The 20,346-nt window shown below is 65.0% G+C and carries 14 protein-coding genes; 6 read left to right on the plus strand and 8 right to left on the minus strand.

The features are described from left to right. Window positions 1-268 precede the first annotated feature (268 nt). The 6 genes from FQV39_RS16195 to FQV39_RS16220 form a co-directional block, all read right to left on the minus strand. Window positions 269-1,336 carry an ABC transporter ATP-binding protein gene (locus FQV39_RS16195; protein ID WP_248313419.1) on the minus strand — a complete coding sequence of 356 codons (1,068 nt, stop codon included), beginning with the start codon at window positions 1,334-1,336 and terminating at the stop codon, window positions 269-271. Continuing rightward, on the minus strand, window positions 1,330-3,549 hold the full coding sequence (locus FQV39_RS16200; RefSeq protein WP_149131221.1) for an ABC transporter permease: 2,220 nt from the start codon (window positions 3,547-3,549) through the stop codon (window positions 1,330-1,332). The genes FQV39_RS16195 and FQV39_RS16200 overlap by 7 nt, the downstream gene beginning before the upstream one ends. A 228-nt stretch (window positions 3,550-3,777) precedes the next feature. Then, entirely contained in the window at window positions 3,778-4,815 is a 1,038-nt protein-coding gene (locus FQV39_RS16205) for an ABC transporter substrate-binding protein (RefSeq protein WP_149131222.1), read from the minus strand. Window positions 4,816-4,918: 103 nt separating this feature from the next. Beyond that, entirely contained in the window at window positions 4,919-5,701 is a 783-nt protein-coding gene (locus FQV39_RS16210; protein WP_149131223.1) for an inositol monophosphatase family protein, read from the minus strand. Continuing rightward, window positions 5,701-6,699 (minus strand): inositol 2-dehydrogenase, encoded by a 999-nt coding sequence (gene iolG / locus FQV39_RS16215; RefSeq protein WP_149131224.1) that lies wholly within the window; start codon window positions 6,697-6,699, stop codon window positions 5,701-5,703. Before iolG ends, FQV39_RS16210 begins: the two co-directional genes overlap by 1 nt. A 61-nt stretch (window positions 6,700-6,760) precedes the next feature. Continuing rightward, window positions 6,761-7,561 (minus strand): SDR family oxidoreductase, encoded by an 801-nt coding sequence (locus FQV39_RS16220; protein WP_149131225.1) that lies wholly within the window; start codon window positions 7,559-7,561, stop codon window positions 6,761-6,763. Between the two features lie 350 nt (window positions 7,562-7,911). Between FQV39_RS16220 and purU the strand changes: the two genes are divergently transcribed. The 5 genes from purU to FQV39_RS16245 all read left to right on the plus strand — a co-directional run bounded on the left by purU (window position 7,912) and on the right by FQV39_RS16245 (window position 14,658). Beyond that, window positions 7,912-8,775, plus strand: coding sequence for a formyltetrahydrofolate deformylase (purU, locus tag FQV39_RS16225; protein WP_149131226.1), 864 nt, complete (start codon window positions 7,912-7,914; stop codon window positions 8,773-8,775). A gap of 208 nt (window positions 8,776-8,983) precedes the next feature. Continuing rightward, window positions 8,984-10,771: a peptide ABC transporter substrate-binding protein gene (locus FQV39_RS16230; RefSeq protein ID WP_149131227.1), complete on the plus strand. Its 1,788-nt coding sequence runs from the start codon at window positions 8,984-8,986 to the stop codon at window positions 10,769-10,771. A gap of 151 nt (window positions 10,772-10,922) precedes the next feature. Further along, window positions 10,923-11,882 (plus strand): ABC transporter permease, encoded by a 960-nt coding sequence (locus FQV39_RS16235; protein ID WP_149131228.1) that lies wholly within the window; start codon window positions 10,923-10,925, stop codon window positions 11,880-11,882. Further along, on the plus strand, window positions 11,848-12,789 hold the full coding sequence (locus tag FQV39_RS16240) for an ABC transporter permease (RefSeq protein ID WP_149131229.1): 942 nt from the start codon (window positions 11,848-11,850) through the stop codon (window positions 12,787-12,789). Before FQV39_RS16235 ends, FQV39_RS16240 begins: the two co-directional genes overlap by 35 nt. 18 nt (window positions 12,790-12,807) lie before the next feature. Beyond that, window positions 12,808-14,658, plus strand: a complete 1,851-nt coding sequence (locus FQV39_RS16245) for an ABC transporter ATP-binding protein (protein ID WP_149131230.1) — start codon at window positions 12,808-12,810, stop codon at window positions 14,656-14,658. Window positions 14,659-14,945: 287 nt separating this feature from the next. On the opposite strand, the gene FQV39_RS16250 is transcribed toward FQV39_RS16245, so the two are convergent. Together FQV39_RS16250 and FQV39_RS16255 are read right to left on the minus strand one after the other, a co-directional pair. After that, window positions 14,946-15,700, minus strand: a protein-coding gene (locus FQV39_RS16250) for an IS5 family transposase (RefSeq protein WP_149129006.1) whose coding sequence is annotated in 2 segments (ribosomal slippage) — window positions 14,946-15,367 and window positions 15,367-15,700 — 756 coding nt in all. Because the reading frame shifts where the segments join, the coding sequence is not laid out codon by codon here. A gap of 860 nt (window positions 15,701-16,560) precedes the next feature. Next, window positions 16,561-18,600, minus strand: a complete 2,040-nt coding sequence (locus tag FQV39_RS16255) for an NAD(+) synthase (protein ID WP_149131231.1) — start codon at window positions 18,598-18,600, stop codon at window positions 16,561-16,563. Window positions 18,601-18,905: 305 nt separating this feature from the next. On the opposite strand from FQV39_RS16255, the gene FQV39_RS16260 reads away from it, so the two are divergent. After that, the gene (locus tag FQV39_RS16260; protein WP_149131232.1) at window positions 18,906-20,273 is read left to right on the plus strand and encodes a nucleotide sugar dehydrogenase; all 1,368 of its coding nucleotides are present in this window, start codon (window positions 18,906-18,908) and stop codon (window positions 20,271-20,273) included. Window positions 20,274-20,346 lie beyond the last annotated feature (73 nt).

Consider the following 20,346-nt stretch of genomic DNA (forward strand, 5'->3'; position numbering starts at 1 on the left):
TCCCCTCCCCCTTGTGGGGAGGGGTTGGGGTGGGGGTCGGAAAGCAAGAGCGATCGACGGGGAAGTGTTTTCGACGCTGCTGTACGGCACTGACCTGAACCCGATCACCAAGCGGCACCACCCCCACCCCTATCCCCTCCCCACAAGGGGGGAGGGGAAGAGCCTCCCGTCATGACGTGAGTTCAGCACCAGCCGAAGGCCGAACCGTCAGCCCTGCCGCCCCTGGATCACTTCGTCGCTTCGCTCCTCGCGATGACGGCGTCCAGGCTCAGGTTGGCGGAATCAGCGTCACGCCCGATTTCGCGAAGGAAACCGCGACCGGAGCGCCCTGCTCCAGCAGGTCGCGGGCGCCGTACTGCACCACGAAGAGCTCGCCGACCTCGGTCTCGACCATGATGTCGAGGTGATTGCCGAGATAGGCGCATTTGCGGATCGTGCCCGGCAGCGCACCGGACTGCCCGGCCTCGCCGAGCAGCAGCGCTTCCGGCCGGATTGCGACCTTGGCCGGGCCAAGCCCGAGACCGCGCGCCGGCAGCGAGACCGTCGCGGAGCCGATGCCGACATCGGCGCGGCCATCCGCCACGGCCTTCACCGTGACGTCGATCAGGTTGGCATCGCCGATGAAGTCGGCGACGAAGGCGTTGGAGGGCTGCTCGTAGAGGTCACGCGGAGCTCCCTCCTGCGCGATCCGCGAATTCGACATCACGATGATGCGATCGGAGACGGCAAGTGCCTCCTCCTGATCGTGGGTGACATAGGCCACGGTCAGGTTGAGGTGCTGCTGCAGCTCGCGGATCTCCTCACGCACATGGCGGCGCAGCTTCGCGTCGAGGTTGGAAAGCGGCTCGTCGAAGAGCAGCACCTGCGGCTCCAGTACGAGCGCGCGGGCCACCGCGACGCGCTGCTGCTGGCCGCCGGACAACTCCGACGGGTAACGGTTCTCGAAGCCCTTGAGGCCGACCAGCGCCAGCTTTTCCAGCGCCATCTGCTTCGCCTGCTCCTTGCCGAGCCCCTTTACGGTCGGACCATAGGCGGCGTTCTCCAGCACGGTCATATGCGGGAAGAGCGCGTAGGACTGGAACACCATCGAGACGTCGCGGTCGGCGGCGGAGAGCCTGGTCACGTCCTTGCCGCCGATCAGGATCTGGCCCTCACTGGCGATCTCGAGGCCGGCGATCATGCGCAAAGTCGTGGTCTTGCCGCAGCCGGAGGGGCCGAGCAGCGTGACGAGCTGGCCGGCCTCGATGGTGAAGCTGACATTGTCCACCGCCGTCACCGCGCCGTAGCGCATGGAGACGTTGCGGAACTCGACGGAAGCGGGTCCGGCCTTCACGATGCGACTACTCCTGGCTTGAGCGGCTCGGCGGCCGAACTCGACAGCGGGATGAGCTTGCGGCGGCCGAGCTTGCGCTCGCCGACGCCGAGCTGGATGAGGGCGATGCCGAGCGCCATGAAGACGATCAGCACCGAGGAATAGGCGATGGCGAGACCGAACTCGCCGGCTTCCACGCGCCCGACGATATAGGCGGTGGAGAGATTGTATTCGGCCGAAACCAGGAAGATCACGGCGCTGACCGCCGTCATCGAGCGGACGAAGGAATAGACCAGGGCCGAGACCAGCGCCGGCTTGAGCAGCGGCAGCACGACGCGCCAGAGCGTGGTGAAGCTGCGGGCGCGCAGCGTGGTCGAGGCCTCGTCCAGGCTCTTGTCGATCTGCGACAGCCCGGCGATGCCGGAGCGGACGCCGACCGGCATGTTGCGGAAGACGAAGGCGATGACGAGGATCAGCCCGGTGCCGGTGATCTCGATCGGCGGCACGTTGAAGGCGAGGATATAGGCGACGCCGAGCACCGTGCCGGGGATGGCGAAGGAGAGCATCGTCGCGAATTCCAGCGTCGAGCGGCCGCGGAAGCGCTGGCGCGTCAGCAGATAGGCGGTGAGCAGGCCGATCATGGCCGTCAGCGGCGCCGAGATCGCCGCGACCTTGACCGTGGTGAAGAAGGACGGCCAGGCCGAGCCCTGGAAGTAGATGCCGTTGCTGAAATCGATGGCGAAGCCGGTGAGATAGTGCTGCAGCGTCGGCGTGAAGTCGCGGCCCATGTTGCGGACGAAGCCGCCGACCAGGATGACGATGTAGATCACCAGCGTCAGTGCCACCCAGGGCACGATCACGGCGGCGGAGAGCCAGGTGATGCGGCGTGGCAAGGGCGTCGGCAGGCCGGCATCGCCCTTGCCGGTCACGGTCGTGTAGGATTTGCCGCCGAGCCAGCGCTGCTGCACCCAGAAGGCGCCGAGCGTGAAGGCGAGCAGCACGATGGCGAGCACCGCCGCCTGCCCCTGATTGTAGGAGGCGCCGACCACTGCGAAGAAGATCTTGGTCGAGAGCACCTCGAAATTGCCGCCGAGCACCAGCGGATTGCCGAAATCGGCCATGCTTTCGACGAAGCCGAGCAGGAAGGCATTGGCGATGCCGGGCTTGAGCAGCGGCCAGGTCACGGTGCGGAAGGTCTGCCAGCGCTTGGCGCCGAGCGTCTGCGAGGCTTCCTCAAGGCTGGGCGAAATGCCCTGCACCACGCCGATCAGCACGAGGAAGGCGATCGGCGCGAAGGCGAGGACCTGCGCCAGCAGCACGCCCGGCAGACCGTAAAGCCAGCGCGAGCGCGGGACGTCGAACCATTCATAGAGCAGCGTCGAGACCGCGCCGGCCCGGCCGAAGAGCAGGATGAGGGCAAGGCCGATGACGAAGGGCGGGGTGATGATCGGCAGGATGGTGAGCGCGCGCATCATGCGCTTGCCGGGCATATTGGTGCGCAGGATCAGGAGCGCGCAGGCAAGGCCCAGCAGCGTGGTGATGACGCCGCAGAGCACGGCGAGGATCAGCGTGTTCCAGGCGACGCCGCAATTGGTGTTGCTGGTGACGCAGCCCAGCCCCCATATCGACGAATCGAGGAAGCGCGCAACGAAGGCCGAAAGCGCGAAGGCACCGCTCTGGTCGATCAGCGCGCTCTTCAGGATGATCGCGACCGGGAAGAAGATGAAGACGCCGATCAGCAGAATGATCAGGCCGATCGTCGAGGTGGTGAAGAGATCGCCGCGGCAGACACCGCGATAGGCGAGGCCGTGGCAGAGCAGGAAGAGCAGCGAGAGCAGCGTGACGAAGGCACCGCCGCCGATGCCGCGCTGCGCGGCGCCGGCGCCGCCGAGCAGGGCGGCGAGCCAGCCGATGCCCTGATCCTTCAGCACGATGGCGAAGGCCTGGGCGAAGAACAGGAGCATGCCCAGAAGACCCGCCCAGAGCAGCACACGCGCCGTACGCTGACGATCCTGGCTGCCCCAGAAGAGCGTGGCCGCGGCCAGCGCGACGCCGACCGGCAGGAGCCAGGGCGTCTGTCCGGAGAGAGCCAGAGCAAGTGCGCTGCCGGCCTTGCCGAACGGATACTCCGACAGCCAGCCCCAACCCGTCAGGCTCATGCCCTCGACGAGATACCAGGGCATCAGCGCATAGCCGAGCCAGCCGATCAGCAGCACGAATCGCGTCGCCGGTGCCATCCTTGCCCTGTCCCCTTGTAGAAAGTGATCCGGACCGGTTCACCCGGCCTTCGCGGTTGTGAATGCGATCTTGCGGTGCCCCGCCGCCGTCATCCCGGACGGAGCGAAGCGGAGATCCGGGATCCATACCTGAGCACGACAGGCCCAGTTCCGGCATGGATCCCGGGTCGAGCCCGGGATGACGGCGTGTGTCCGGGGCTAGTCGGAAACACGCCGAGGAGCCGCAGCTTACTTCGGCAGCGCCTTGACTTCCTTGTCCCACTTGGCGAGCAGGCGGGTGCGCTCGGCCGAGGAGCCATATTTCACGAAGTCGTAGTTGATCAGCTTCATCTGATCCATCTTCGGCGACTGTGCCGGCACGGGCGCCGCCTTGTTCGACGGCGCCTGATAGGACTTGGCCGGCGCTGCGAGCGCCTGGGCCGCCGGGGTCAGGGCCCAGTCGTAGAACTTCTTGGCGTTGTCGAGATTGCGCGCGCCCTTGACGATCGACATCGAGCCGATCTCGTAGCCCGTGCCCTCGCAGGGCGCGACCGGCTTGATCGGGTCGCCCTGCACGGCGAAGACCACCGCATCGTGGATGAAGACGATGCCGACGGCGGTCTCGCCGAGGCTCGCCGCCTTGGCCGGCGCCGCGCCCGACTTGGTGTACTGGCTGACGTTCTTGTGGAGCTGCTTGAGATAGTCGAAGCCCTTCTCCTCGCCCATCAGCTGCACGACCGTGGCGAGCAGGTTGTAGGCGGTACCCGACGAGTTCGGGTCGGCGACCTGGACGTCGTCCTTGAGCTTGGGATTGAGCAGGTCCGCCCAGCATTTCGGCTCCGGAATACCCTTCGCCTTGATCTGATCGGTGTTGAAGCCGAAGCCGAGCGCGCCGGCGTAGATGCCAACCGAGCGCTGCTTGGCGGCCTTCCACTGGTCGAGCGCCCAGCTATGCAGCTCCTTGTTCTTCGGCGATTCATATTCGAGGGTCAGCCCCTCTTCCGCCGCCTGGAGATGCGGATCGCCGGTGCCGCCCCACCAGATGTCGCCGCGCGGGTTCGAGGACTCGGCCTTGAGCTGGGCATAGATCTCGCCCGCCGATTTGCGGGTCATCGCGACCTTGATGCCGGTCTCCTTCTCGAAGGCGGTCGACATGGCGCGGCACCATTCCTCCTGGACGCCGCAATACATGACGAGCGACCCTTGGGCGCGGGCCGGCGTTGCAGCGAAGGCCGCGGTGGCGAGAGCGGCGAAGACGCCGGCCTTGAGCCAGGATTTTGATGACATGGTAACCTCCCTGATCGAAGAACCCGGCTTCTATGTCCGGTTCTTGTGACTGCCGTGAAACTGCGACGAGTGATCGCGAAAGATCAATGAAATACGGCGCCGGCTAAGCGATTCCTGTGATCTCCCTGAGCACAGGGGCCAATTCCGGCGTGCAGCACAGGATCGGATTGCCCCTGGCGATCCCCTCGCCAGCAAAAAAGTCGTTGATGAAGGCCCCCGCCTCGCCGGCGATGACGATGCCGGCCGCAACGTCCCAGGCGTTGATGTGCAGCTCGGCGTAAGCATCGCTGCTGCCGCCGGCGACATGGCAAAGGCCGAGCGTGCCCGAGCCGCCGCGCTTCATCGCGGCTCCCGCGGCATAGCCGCGCTCGATCACCTTGAGATAGTTCGCGGCCGGCACGCGGGTCGACCAGCCGAGTTCGACCGAGGCGCGGGCAATGTCGGTGGCGCCGGAAACCCGGATCGGATCGCCGTTCAGGGTCGCGCCGGCACCGCGCCGGGCGGCATAGACCTCACCGAGGGCCGGCGCCGCGACGACGCCGATCTCGGGCCGGCGGTTCGCGAGGAAGCCGATGGAGATGCACCAGTTGCGGTCGCCATGGGCGAAGTTCGCGGTGCCGTCGATCGGATCGAGGATCCAGACCGCGTCGGAGGCTTGGCCCCCGCCCTCCTCGCCGATGACGGAATCATTCGGGAAGAGCGCGGAGAGGCGCCGGCGCAGGAAGTCCTCGACCTTGCCGTCGGCGACCGTCAGCCAGTCCTGCGCGCCCTTCATGGTGATGCCCAGAGACTCGCGCTTGTTGAAATAGCCCAGCGCCAGATGGCTCGCCTCGGCCGCGAGGCCGAGCGCCGCATAATAGCGCAGATCGCGTTCCGCCGGCGTCATCACTTCACTCCCAGATCGACGCGGACGGGCTTGCCGGTCTGCGCGGATTCGGTCGCGGCATCGGCGAGGATCTGGGCCTTCAGCCCGTCGAGGCCGGTCGGCGAGGCCGCAGCCTTGCCGTGGCAGGCGGCGATGAAGGCGTCGAGCTCGGCGCGGTAGGCGGCGGCGTAGCGCTCCAGGAAGAAGTTCTGCACCGGGTCGGCGCGGAAACCCTGCCCGGTCGCGATCTCGACCGTGGTCTCGTGGATATTGCCGGCCCGCAGCATGCCCTTCGAGCCGTGGACCTCGATGCGCTGGTCGTAGCCATAGGTCGCGCGGCGGGAGTTCGAGATCTGGGCGATCTTGCCGCTGGCCGTCTTCATCACCACCGCGGCGGTGTCGACGTCGCCGGCCTCGCCGATCGCCTTGTCGACGAGAGCGGAACCGAGCGCGAAGACCTCGACCGGTTCCTCGGCCAGCAGGAAGCGCGCCATGTCGAAATCATGGATCATCATGTCGCGGAAGAGCCCGCCCGAACGCTTGATGTAATCCACCGGCGGCGGGGCGGGATCGCGCGAGATCACGGTGACGATCTCGATCTCGCCGGCTTCGCCCGCGCGCAGCCGCTTCTCAAGCGCCGCGAAATTCGGATCGAAGCGGCGGTTGAAGCCGATCATCAGCGGCTTGCCGGACTTCTCGACGGTCGCGAGGCAGCGGCGGATGCGGGCCGCGTCGAGATCGACCGGCTTCTCGCAGAACACCGCCTTGCCGGCGGAAATCGCCTGCTCGATCAGATCGGCATGGGTGTCGGTCGGGGTGCAGATCAGCACGGCGTCAATCGCCGGATCGGCGAGGATGGCCTCGGTGCTCGCAGCCTTCGCGCCGGCAGCGGCGGCGAGCGAGGCTGCCGCCTCCGGCATCGCGTCGGTGACGGCGACCAGCTCCGCATCGCCGCGCGCGGCGACGTTCAGCCCGTGAATGCGCCCGATGCGGCCGGCGCCCAGCAATCCGATCTTCATGGTGTCTTTAAGTCCTATGGTCTCATCCGGCGGCCGTCCTGCCGCGATTGGAGCCGGCGCGCTAGTCGTGCGCGCCGAGAATCGTCTGGTCGAAATCGATATTGGCGCCGGTCATCAATCCCGACTCGGCCGAGGCGAGATAGGCGACGGCCTTGGCGACCTCGCGCGGATCGATCAGCCGCCCGAAGGGCTGGCCGGCGGAGGCCTCCTCCAGCCAGCCGTCCTTGGCGTCGTGGCGCAGCTTCATGATCGCATCCTCGCCCGGCGTCGCCATCCAGCCGATATTGAGGCCGTTGACGCGGATGCGGTGCTTGATCAGGCCATAGGCGACATTCTTCGTCAGCACCGCGAGCGCGCCCTTCGAGACGCTGTAGGCGGAGAGGAAGGGCTGGCCGCCATGGGCCGACATCGACTGGATGTTGACGATCGCCCCCTCGATGCCGTGCCGGCGCATCAGCTCGGCCGCATCCTGGATCAGGAAGAAGGGCGCGCGCAGGTTCACCGCCATGATGCGCTCATAGAGCGCGGGCGAGGTGTCGAAGATGGTGCCGCGATCGGTATCGCCGGCCGCGTTGACGAGGATATCGAGCCGACCGAAGGCTTTCTCCGCCGCCGGGACGATCTGCCGCACCGCATCGAGATCGGCGAGATCGACCTGATGGAAACGGGCATCGCAGCCCCCAGTGCGCAGGCTCTCCGCCACCGCCTCACCACGCGCCGCATTGCGCCCGGTCAGCAGCGCTGCCTTGAGGCCACGGGCGGCGAATTCGCGCGTGATCGCCTCGCCGAGGCCTTGGCTGGCACCGGTGACGATGGCCGCCTTGCCCTGAAGGTCGCGGCTGAACGAACTGACTTGCGGCAAGGAAACGGCCTCCCGGAACACGGCAGGATTTTTTTATAGCTCCCGCTCAATGGAATAAACATTCCATTCTCAGCACAAACAAGTCAAGGCGATCCGGAAGCCTGCGTTGACAAAAAGCGCCGAAGGCGGTGTTTCATCCGGCATGGTCCCCGACCAGCGAGCCCATACGACCCATACGATCATGACGACCGCGAGACCCAAGGCCCTTTCCCGGCCACAGCGTCGTTCGGAACCGGCGGCCTTCCGGCGCGCGACCGGCCGAGGTTGACGGCAGCGCGACGCGCGCAGCCGTCCTCTCTCCCTGTCTTTATCCGTTCCCTGAAAGGGCCGCCTCCCCGGCGGCGTCAGCCATGCTCGATCTCAGCTCGACCCTTACCCTCTCCTGCCCGAACCGCCCGGGCATCGTTGCCGCCGTTTCGACCCTGCTGTTCGAAGCCGGCTGCAACATCCTCGACGCCCAGCAGTTCGACGACACCGAGTCCGACCGCTTCTTCATGCGCGTCGTCTTCAACCGGCTCGAAGGCAGCCAGCCACACGAGGCTATCGCGGAAGCGCTCGCCGCGCTCGGCCAGCGCTTCCGGATGGAGCTCAGCCTGCATGAAGCCAGCCGCCGGAAACGCGTCATGCTGCTGGTCTCGAAGTTCGATCATTGCCTGGCGGACCTGATCTACCGCTGGCGGATCGGCGAATTGCCGATGGACATCACCGGCATCGTTTCAAATCACGCGCGCGAGCACATCGCCTCGACCGATCTCGGCGACCTGCCCTTCCATCACCTGCCGATCACCCGCCAGACCAAGATGGAGCAGGAAGCGGAAATCTGGCGGCTGATCCAGGAAACGCAGACCGACCTCGTCGTGCTGGCGCGTTACATGCAGGTCCTGTCCGACGGGCTTTCGGCCAAGCTCGCCGGGCGCTGCATCAATATTCATCATTCCTTCCTGCCCGGCTTCAAGGGCGCCAAGCCCTATCATCAGGCGCATGAGCGCGGGGTGAAGCTGATCGGCGCCACCGCGCATTATGTGACCCCGGATCTAGACGAGGGCCCGATCATTGAGCAGGACGTCGAGCGGATCTCGCACCGGGATACGCCCGATGACCTCGTCCGCAAGGGTCGCGATATCGAACGGCGCGTCCTGGCGGGCGCCGTTCTCCACCATCTGGAGGACCGCATCATTCTCAACGGAAAGAAAACTGTCGTCTTTACCGGCTGACCCGCATAAAATTGCGACCGCGCGTGAATGGAAGGCACATTCATGCAAAGCTCGCCACATAAAACCGCCCGAGGCGCTGGCCGGGACCGAACGGTCCCGCGCTGCACAGTTGACGCTTTCGTTGGCACATGCCTTGCTGAGACCATCAACGAGAAAACGGCGCGAAAGCGCTGGGGATGACTTTTTGCTTAATGGTGGAGGCAGTTCGATGAATGAACAGGAAATCCGCGGCCTCGTCGCGGATGTGAAGGACGGCACGCTGTCGCGACGATCCTTCATCCAAAAGATGGCGGCGGTGGGCATCGCCGCCCCGATCGCGAGCCAGATCCTGGTCTGGAACAATGTGGCGATGGCGGATGCCACGCTGCCCTACAAGCCGATCAAGGCCGGCGGCGGCGGGCCGCTGAAGATCCTGCTCTGGCAGGCGCCCACCCTGCTCAACCCGCATTTCGCCTCCGGCACCAAGGACCAGATTGCCTCGCGCGTCTTCTACGAGCCGCTCGCCGGCTGGGACAAGGAAGGCAACCTCTTCCCGCAGCTCGCTGCGGAAGTGCCGACCCGCGCCAATGGCGGCCTCTCCGAGGACGGCAAGGTCGTCACCTGGAAGCTGAAGCCGGGTGTGAAGTGGCATGACGGCAAGCCCCTCACCGCCGACGACGTCGTCTTCACCTGGGAATACGCCAAGGACCCGGCGACGGCGGCCTACACCACCGGCTCCTACACCAACATCAAGGTCGAGAAGGTCGACGACCTCACCGTCAAGGTCATCTTCCAGGAGCCGACGCCGTTCTGGGCCGATCCCTTCGTCGGCGTGAACGGCATGATCATCCCGAAGCATCATTTCGGCGACTATGTCGGCGCCAAGTCGCGCGAGGCCCCCGCGAATCTGAAACCGGTCGGCACCGGCGCCTACAAGTTCGTCGAGTTCAAGCCGGGCGACATCCTCACCGGCACCCGCAACGAGGACTACCACGTCAAGAACCAGCCGCATTTCGACACGCTCGAGGTCAAGGGCGGCGGTGACGCGGTCTCGGCAGCGCGCGCCGTGCTGCAGACCGGCGAATACGACTATGCCTGGAACCTTCAGGTCGAGGACGAGGTCCTCAAGCGCATGGAGACCGGTGGTCGCGGCAAGGTCAGCGCGGTGGCGTCCGGGGACATCGAGTTCATCATCCTCAACACCACCGATCCGTGGACCGAGGTCGACGGCGAGCGCTCCAGCGTCAAGACCAAGCACCCGACGCTGACCGACCCGGCCGTGCGCCAGGCGATCAACCTCTTGATCGACCGCGACTCGATCCAGAAGTTCATCTATGGCCGCGGCGGCACCGCCACGGCGAGCTTCGTCAACGAGCCCAAGCAGTTCAAGTCGCAGAAGCTGAAATACGAGTTCAACATCGAGAAGGCCAACAAGGTCCTCGACGAGGCCGGCTGGAAGAAGGGTGCCGACGGCATCCGCGAGAAGGACGGCAAGAGGCTCAAATACGTCTACCAGACCTCGATCAATGCCCCGCGCCAGAAGACCCAGGCCATCATCAAGCAGGCCTGCCAGCGCGCCGGCATCGACCTCGAGCTCAAGTCGGTCACGGCTTCGGTGTTCTTCTCGTCGGACGTCGCCAACCCCGACACCTACACCAAGCTCTATGTCGACATGGAGATGTATACGACCACGCAGCCCCAGCCCGATCCGGAGCGCTTCCTCAACCAGTTCACCTCCTGGGAGATCGCGACCAAGGAGAACAAGTGGCTGGGCCGCAACGTCTCGCGCTACTCGGACCCCGAGGCTGACAAGGCCTACAAGGCCGCCCAGAAGGAGCTCGACCCGGCCAAGCGCGCCGCGCTCTTGATCAAGGTCAACGAGATCTTCTGCGAGGCCAACGTCATCCTGCCGATCCTGTCGCGCACCCGCGTGGCCGCAGCCTTGAACAACCTCTCCCACGACCATTCCGGTTGGGACGTCGATACCTGGAACCTCGCGGCCTGGTATCGCAGCTAAGTGCCGAACAGCCTCTCGCGGAGAGATGATCTCCGCGAGAGGCGCTTTTGCACCGGCCCATCCCTTCGGCTATCGGCAGCTGCAGGGATGAGTTGATCGCAATCGGCGTCAGTCCGCGGCGGCGCCGCGCACGCAAAGAGAAAAACACTACATGGCGACCTATCTCATACGGCGGCTTCTGATCGCCATTCCAAGTCTACTCGGAATCAGCGTGATCCTGTTCACGGTGCTCGCACTCGCGCCGGGCGATCCGTTCTCCGAAATGGCGACGAATCCGAACGTGCCGCCCGAGGTGCGCGAAGCCATCCGCGCCAGCTTCGGCCTGAACGACCCGATCATGGTGCGCTATCTGCGCTGGCTCGGGGCCATGGTCCAGGGCGACTGGGGCTTCTCCTTCGCCAGCCGCATCAATGTCGAGCAGCTCATCCTGCAGCGCGTGCCGACGACGTTGTTCGTGGTTGGCTCCTCGCAGATCCTGGCGCTGTGCATCGCCCTGCCGGTCGGCATCTTCGCGGCGACGCGGCCCTATTCGATCTTCGACCAGATCGCCAACACGCTGGCCTTCGTCGGCTTCTCGCTGCCGACCTTCTTCACCGGCCTGCTCTTCATCCTGATCTTCTCGGTGACGCTGGACTGGTTCCCCTTCGTCTATCGCTCCGACGTCGCCGCCACCGGCTGGCGCTGGTACTGGGAGATGTTCCGCCAGGCGATCATGCCGATCATGGTGCTCGGCCTGTTCCAGGCAGCCTCCTATACGCGCTACGTCCGCTCGGCCGTGCTCGACGTCATCCGGCTCGACTACGTCACCACGGCGCGCGCCAAAGGGCTCAGCGAGCGCACGGTCACGCTCAGGCACATCACGCGCAACGCGCTGATCCCGGTCGTGACGCTGGTCGCGCTGCAGATGCCCGCCGTGTTCGGCGGCGCCATCGTGACCGAGCAGATCTTCCGAATCCCCGGCATCGGCTCGCTTCTGATCGATGCGATCCTCGCCAACGACACACCGGTGATCATGGCCGTGACTTTCGTCTTCGCCTGCCTGGTGGTCCTGTTCAATCTCATCGCGGATGTCCTTTATGGCTGGCTCGACCCTCGCATCTCCTTCAGCTGATCCGACGGTGACGGCAGCCGCCACCACCGCCGTGGTCTCGCCGGGGCGCGAGACATGGCGCCGGTTCCGCCGGCACAAGCTCGCCATGGCCAGCACCTTCGTGCTCGGCTTCCTGATCCTCAGCGTCGTCGTCGGCCCCTGGTTCTGGACGATCCCGATCAACGACATCGACTTCTCGGCGCAGCTGCAGGGTCCGTCCTGGGCGCATCCGCTCGGCACGGACGACCTCGGCCAGGATATCCTGTCGCGGATGATGTATGGCGGGCGCATCTCGCTCGCCGTCGGCCTCGCCGCGATGATCGTGGCGACCATCGTCGGCGTCGTCATCGGCGCCTTCGCCGGCATGTCGCGCAAGATCGCCGACCCCGCCCTGATGTGGGTGACGGACCTGTTCCTGTCGCTGCCGCAGCTGCCGCTGCTGCTGCTGATCATCTATCTGTTCCGCGAGCAGCTGAAGGCGCTGTTCGGCGTCGAGGGCGGTGTCTTCGTGCTGATCGTCGTCGTCATCGGGGGCTTGCGCTGGATGCCGGTGGCGCGTCTGGTGCGCGCGCAGTTCCTCTCGCTGCGCGAGAAGGAGTTCGTCGAGGCGGCCCGTGCCCAGGGCGCGACCAAATTCCGCCAGATGACGCGCCACATCCTGCCGAACGCGCTCGGTCCGGTCATCGTCGCCTCGACGATCGAGGTCTCCTCGGCGATCATCGCGGAATCGACGCTCTCCTTCCTTGGCCTCGGCTTCCCGCCGGACATCCCGACCTGGGGACGTCTGCTGTTCGACGCCAAGGACCACCTCGACTCGGCGCCGCACTGGGCGCTGTTCCCCGGCGCCGCGATCTTCCTGACCGTGTTGTCGATCAACTTCATCGGCGACGGTCTGCGCGATGCGCTCGACCCGCGCCGTGTGATCTGATCCAGAGAAGGACCCGAAATGACGTCCCCGATCCTGTCGGTTTCGAATCTCACGACCTCCTTCCGGGTGGAAGGCCAGTGGAAATCGGTCGTCCGCAACATCTCCTTCGACATCAAGCCGAAGGAGACGCTGGCGGTCGTCGGTGAATCCGGCTCCGGCAAGAGCGTGACCGCGCTCTCGATCATGCGGCTGACCCCGCCCGGCTCGAGCAAGATCGAGGGCTCGATCAAGCTCAACGGCAAGGAGCTGCTGACGCTGCCGGATGCGGATATGCGCCATATCCGCGGCAACGAGATCGCGATGATCTTCCAGGAGCCGATGACCTCGCTGAATCCGGTGCTGACCATCGGCTTCCAGATCGCCGAGGCGCTGATCCTGCATCGCGGCCTGTCGCGCTCGGAGGCCGAGGCCGAAACAATCCGCCTGCTGGAGAAGGTGCGTATCCCCGCCGCGAAGTCGCGCTTCCACGAATATCCGCACCGCTTCTCGGGCGGCATGCGCCAGCGCGTGATGATCGCGATGGCGCTGGCCTGCAAGCCGAAGCTCTTGATCGCCGACGAGCCGACCACCGCGCTCGACGTCACGATCCAGGCGCAGACCCTCGAGCTGATCAAGACGCTGCAGGACGAGGAGGGCATGTCCGTCCTGTTCATCACCCACGACATGGGCGTCGTCGCCGAAATCGCCGACCGCACCGTCGTGATGTACAATGGCGACGAGGTCGAGACCGGCACGACCGAGGACATCTTCGCCAGCCCGCGCAAGCCCTATACCAAGGCACTGATCTCGGCCGTGCCGAAGCTCGGTTCGATGATCGGCAGGGGGCGCCCGATGCGCTTCCCGGTCGTCGACCGCAATACCGGCGAATCCGACGTGCCGACCGAGACGCCCGATACCGTGCAGGCGGCCGAGCGCCCGGTGCTGGAAGTCGCGGGGCTGACCACCCGCTTCGAGATCCGCGGCGGCCTGCTCTCCTCGGTCAAGGGCCGGGTGCATGCGGTCGAGAACGTCTCCTTCAGCCTCAAGGCCGGCGAGACGCTGGCGCTGGTCGGTGAATCCGGCTGCGGCAAGTCGACCACCGGCCGCTCGGTGATGCGCCTGATCGAGCCGCTCGCCGGCTCGGTGCTGCTCGACGGCGTCGACGTGCTGAAGCTCAACCAGCATGACCTGCGCGAGCAGCGCAAGCGCATGCAGATGATCTTCCAGGACCCGTTCGCCTCGCTCAATCCGCGCATGAACGTCGGCACGGCTGTCGCCGAACCGCTGCTGATCAACAACCTCGCCACCCGCAACGAGGCGCGCGACAAGGTCGCCGACCTCCTGAAGCGCGTCGGCCTGCTGCCGGAGATGGCCAACCGTTTCCCGCACGAGTTCTCGGGCGGCCAGCGCCAGCGCATCTGCATCGCGCGTGCGCTTGCGGTCGAGCCGCGGCTGATCGTGGCGGATGAGGCGGTCTCCGCGCTCGACGTCTCGGTCAAGGCGCAGGTCGTCAACCTGATGCTCGATCTGCAGGCCCGCATGGGTCTGGGCTATCTGTTCATCTCGCACGACATGGCGGTGGTGGAGCGCGTCAGCCACCGCGTCGCCGTGATGTATCTCGGCGAGATCGTTGAGATCGGCCCGCGCGAGGCGATCTTCCAGAACCCGCAGCACCCCTATACCAAGCGGCTGCTCGCGGCGGTGCCGATCGCCGATCCGGCCCGGCGCCTGCAGAAGCGCCCCGTCTCGAACGACGAGATCAAGAGCCCGGTGCGGGCGCCCGATTATGTCGTGCCGGTGCGCCAGTATCGCGAGGTCTCCCCCGGCCATGCCGTGATGATCTGGGGCGAGGAATGGGAGAAGAAGGAGCCCACCGCCGTCGCGGCGTGAGGCCTTCGGAGCTCGAAACAATCAGCCCGCGGCGCGAGCCGCGGGCTTTTTTCTAAGAGCCAATGCCCGTCATTCTGGGGCGGCCCGATGGACCGAACCCAGAACCGATGCGCGGCCCGTAAAGGCTCATCGTAAAGGCTCATACGGCCGGTCCGCTTCCCGATTAGGCGCGTCGGTTCGGATTCCGCGCTCAAGCGCTACGCGCTTGCCCCGGAATGACGGCGCAACTCATCACCTCATGCTGGATACGGTATTCGGTCAGAGGCTCTAGGCTCAGGACTCGTTGATCAGAGCCAGAAGATGACGGTAGCGGCGATACAGATTGCCGAGAAGAAGGTGTGGGCGCATCGGTCGTAGCGTGTGGCGATGCGCCGCCAGTCTTTGAGCTTGGCGAAGAGGTTCTCGACCTTGTGGCGCTGGCGATAGAGCGTCTTGTCGTAGGGATAAGGGGTTTTCCGGCTTCTGCTCGATGGAATGCAGGGTTCGATGCCTTTGGCGACCAGCGCCTGGCGGAACGCGGCGCTGTCGTAGCCGCGATCGGCGATGAGGGTTTTGGCTGGCGGCAGGGCCACGAGCACGAGGCTTGCGCCCTTGTGGTCGCTCATCTGGCCTTCCGAGAGCAGCATGATGATCGGGCGGCCGGTATCGTCGCAGACGGTGTGGAGCTTGGAGTTCAGCCCGCCCTTGGTGCGCCCGATACGACGGGGAAGAGCCCCTTTTTGAGCAGGCTCGCCGCCGTGCGGTGCGCCTTCAGATGCGTCGCGTCGATCATGATCCGCTCCGGCTTCGGCCCTTCGCCGGCAAGACCGGCGAAGATGCGGTCGAAGACGCCGAGCCGGCTCCAGCGGATGAAGCGGTTATAGAGCGTCTTGTGCGGGCCATAGTCCTTGGGCGCGTCCTTCCACTGCAGGCCGTTGCGGATGACGTAGACGATGCCGCTCACCACGCGACGATCGTCGACCCGCGGCACGCCATGCGAGAGCGGAAAATGCGGCGATATCCTCGCCATCTGGCGCTCGCTCAGCAAAAACAAATCACCCATCACGGCATCCTCCCAGACACCGTGAATCACAGATCAAACCAATTTAATAGGTCCTGAGCCTAGATTAGCAAACACCTAATAGAACAACTAAATTTATCGGAACTTGCAATAAAATCCAAATTCTATTCAATATCGTAGCCGACAAACCCCGAAACTCTCTCGGTTGATATTAAATTTATGCTCACTAAATTCCTTAGCGCGCTCGAAAGACCAAACTCGATAGGAGGTGTGAAATCACAAGAAGGTATTTCGTATGCCCCGCATTTGGACGATTTCCGTAGCTGCGTTTTTTTTCTTCACGGCCACACCGCATGCTCAAGCCCAAATGCAGCGTGATATGGCCCTGGATCTGATCGGCGCCGCGCTCGGGGGCGGGCTTGCCGGTGTCGCCGGCGTCTTAACGCGAGCCGCTATCGAGGATGCCGTGCGGCAGCCGAACTACCGCACATCTCGGCCCATCAATGTATCGACAACGCCGAGCTACGGAACTTCGCCGCAGGGCGGTTTCGCTATCTCGTCAGGCTATTCCGACCCGGACGCAGATGTAGACGGCTCAAGAATTCGTTTTAACAAGCCGTCCTCAAGCTCGATTTCAAACTCACGGCAAATGCGGTCTCGCAAAATTGCGAGCATCGAATCCATCATTTACGGCCTAGATGACGCGGACCGTTCAATTGAACGGCCCCGCTACCTTGCCAAAAGAGTCCATGCTCCGCGTGTCCGGTCGGCTCACGCCCATCACAATCAGCGCATTCACGCCCGTGGACAGCGTGTTGCTAATAGCGGGTCTCGATAAGAGCGCTCGACGTCGTCAATGACGCGACGACCAACGGACGCGCTTCGTCATTTGCGGCCTTCGTTCAATCCGGAATCCGCGCCCAATCCGCCTGCCAGGGCGCGGCGGAGGCGTCGCTGGGCGCGCGCCAGTCGCCGCGCGGCGAGAGCGAGCCGCCGGAGGAGACTTTCGGGCCGTTGGGCACGGCCGAACGCTTGAACTGGCTGGTCTCGAAGAAGCGGCGAATGAAGACGCCGAGCCAGCGCTTGATCACGGCTAAGTCATAGGCGACGCGCTTGCCCGCCTCCATGTTCGGCGGCCAGGCGCCGGCGGTGGCATCGCGCCAGGCATGCTCGGCGAGGAAGGCGATCTTGCTCGGCCGGAAGCCGTAACGCGTGGTGTAAAACAGGTTGAAATCCTGCAGCGCGTAGGGGCCGACGAAATCCTCGGTCTTCTGCGCCGGTTTGTCGCCATCGCCCGGCACCAGCTCCGGCGAGATCTCGGTTGAGAGGATATCGAGCATCACGGCCGAAGCCTCCGTCCCGAAGCGGCCGGACTGCGCCACCCAGCGGATCAGATGCTGGATCAGCGTCTTCGGCACCGAGCCGTTGACGTTGTAATGCGACATGTGATCGCCGACGCCATAGGTGCACCAGCCGAGCGCCAGCTCCGAGAGGTCGCCGGTGCCCATCACCAGCGCATTGTGCCGGTTGGCGAGGCGGAAGAGCACGGCGGTGCGCGCACCGGCCTGCACATTCTCGAAGGTGATGTCGTAGACCGGCTGCCCTTGCGCGAAGGGATGGCCGATATCGATCAGCATCTGCCGGCAGGCCGGCGTCATGTCGATCTCCTCGGCGCTGACGCCGAGCGCCCGCATCAGCCGCCAGGCATTGTCCTTGGTGTCCTTGCTGGTGGCGAAGGCCGGCAGCGTATAGGCAAGGATGTTCTCGCGGGGCAGCCCGAGCGCGTCGAAGCTGTGGGCCGCGACAATCAGCGCCTGCGTCGAATCGAGACCGCCGGAGACGCCGATCACGACCTTGTCGAGCCGCGTGCTCTCCAGTCGCTTGCGCAGGCCGTGCGACTGGATGTTGTAGGCCTCGAAGCAGAGCTCGTTCAGCCTGGCATCGTCGCTCGGCACGAAGGGGAAGCGCTCGACGGTGCGGGCGAGCCCGAGATCGGCGTCACGGTCCGGTTCCAGAGTGAAGTCGATGCGACGGAACGTGAGCCGGTCGCGGTTCACATCGGCGCTGTCGCCGAAGGTGTTCTGGCGGATGCGGTCCATCGCCAGCCGTTCGAGATCGACATCGGCGAGGATGAGCTGCGGCTCGGCGGCGAAACGCTCGGCCTCGGCCAGCAGCGCACCGTTCTCGTAGATCATCGCCTGCCCGTCCCAGGCGAGGTCGGTGGTCGATTCGCCGGTGCCGGCGGCGGAATAGGCATAGGCCGCGATGCACCGGCCGGAATGAGCCTTGCAGAGCGCATGGCGCCAGTCCGACTTGCCGATGGTGACGTTGGACGCCGAGAGGTTGAGCAGCACGGTCGCGCCAGCGAGCGCCGCAAAGGACGAGGGCGGAATCGGCGTCCAGACGTCCTCGCAGATCTCCATATGGACGACGAAATCCGGGATATCGGCTGCGGCCAGCAGAATATCCGTGCCGAAGGGCACCTCCTGGCCGCAGAGATCGACATAGAGCGCGCCCGCCCGCTCGCCCGAGGCAAACTGCCGGCGCTCGTAGAACTCGCGATAGTTCGGCAAATAGGTCTTGGGCACGGCGGCGAGGATGCGCCCGCGATGGATCGCGACGGCGCAATTGAACAGCCGCCCCTCGACCCGCAGCGGCGCGCCGACCACCGCGACGCCGCGCAGCGCGCGGCTCTCCTCGACGAGGAGGCCCAAGGCCTCGCGCACGGCATCGAGCAACGCATTCTGCTGCAGCAGATCGTCGATCGCATATGCGCTGATGCCGAGTTCCGGGAACAGGGTCAGCGACGCCCCGCTCTCGTCCGCCCGCCGCAGCATCGCGATCGTCTCGGCCACGTTGAAGGCCGGATCGGCCACCTTCAGCCGCGGCGCGGCGCAGGCGATCCGGACGAGACCGTGGTCATGGATGTTGCGGAAGCTCATGCAGACCCCGTAGCACCGGCGCAGCCAGGCCGAACATTTGGCTTATCGCGCAGGTAAAGCCCACCGAGCAAGGGGCCATCCCCCAGCTCCAAATACAGGGCTGCTGAGCCTGCACGATCACGAAGCACACGCGCGTCGCGACCTGACAGGTCATCGTACACGGCAGAAACAAGGACTCTCCTGCGACTGCAAAGCCGCATCGCTTGCCAAAACGAAGATAGGTTGACATCGCTCAAACCCGACGGCAAGGCGACCGACCGTACCGTCTTTCTCCCATGCATATTTTACCACGCGGAAAGCCGTTCATGCGCTCCTCGACGACTGATGGCCTTGAAACGGTCTCCCAAGAGCTTGCCGCACAGTTCGCCCGGATCACCGCAAGGGACTATCAAATCGGAATCATCGGTCTCGGCTATGTTGGCATCCCGCTCGCGCTGACCGCCTGCAAGTCCGGCTTCAAGGTTGTCGGCTTCGATATTGACGCGAAGCGTGTCGCGCAGATCAACCGTGGCGAGAGCTTCATCAAGCATATCCCGACGGAAGCGCTCGCCGAGGCCCTGAAGGAGGAACGCTTCCGGGCGACGACGGATTTCGACCAGCTGCGAGAGGTCGATGCCATCATCATTGCCGTGCCGACGCCGCTAACCAAGCATCGTGAGCCGGACCTGTCCTATGTCGAGAGCACGGCGCACGCCATCGCGCCGCGGCTGCGCAAGGGTCATCTGGTCGTGCTGGAATCGACGACCTGGCCGGGCACGACCGACGAGGTCATGCGCCCGATCTTCGAGGCCACCGGCCTCAAGAGCGGCACCGACTTCTACCTCGCCTTCTCGCCCGAGCGTGAGGACCCCGGCAATCCGGATTTCGGCACCTCGACCATCCCGAAGGTCGTCGGCGGTGACGGGACCGATGCCTTGGCACTGGCGAACGCCGTCTACAGCGCTCTCGTTGTCAAGACCGTGCCGGTGTCGAGCTCCGCGACAGCCGAGGCGGTGAAGCTCACCGAGAACATCTTCCGTGCCGTCAACATCGCGCTCGTGAACGAGCTCAAGGTGATCTACGGCAAGATGGGCATCGACGTCTGGGAGGTGATCGATGCCGCCAAGACTAAGCCCTTCGGCTTCATGCCGTTCTATCCGGGCCCCGGCCTGGGCGGGCACTGCATCCCGATCGACCCGTTCTACCTGACCTGGAAGGCGCGCGAGTTCGACGTCACCGCCCGCTTCATCGAGCTCGCCGGCCAAATCAACACCGCCATGCCGCATTGGGTGGTGGACCGCGTCGCCGAGGCGCTGGACCGCCGGCAAGGCCGTGGACTGAGCAGCGCGCGCGTTCTTGTCGTCGGCATCGCCTATAAGAAGAATATCGAGGACACCCGCGAAAGTCCCGCGCTGAAGCTTATCGAGCTTCTGGAAGAACGCGGCGCGACAGCCGATTATCACGACCCGTATGTTCCGGAGCTGCCTCGGACCCGTAAGCACGGCAACCTCGCAGGGCGCACCTCGGTTCCTCTGACGACCGACAATATCGCAAGCTATGACGCCGTGCTGATCGCCACGGACCACGACGCGGTCGACTATCGGGCTCTGGCGGAGGCCGCCCGCCTCGTCGTCGACACTCGCAATGCCTGTGCGAAAGCGGGGCTGGGCGGCGACAAAATCGTCAAGGCGTGAAGCGGCAGCAGCGACCCGCCGCCGCTCTACAAGATGCGCGTGAATCACCCAGCATATAGAACGTATCTCGATG

This window comes from Bosea sp. F3-2, assembly GCF_008253865.1.
GTDB lineage: Bacteria > Pseudomonadota > Alphaproteobacteria > Rhizobiales > Beijerinckiaceae > Allobosea.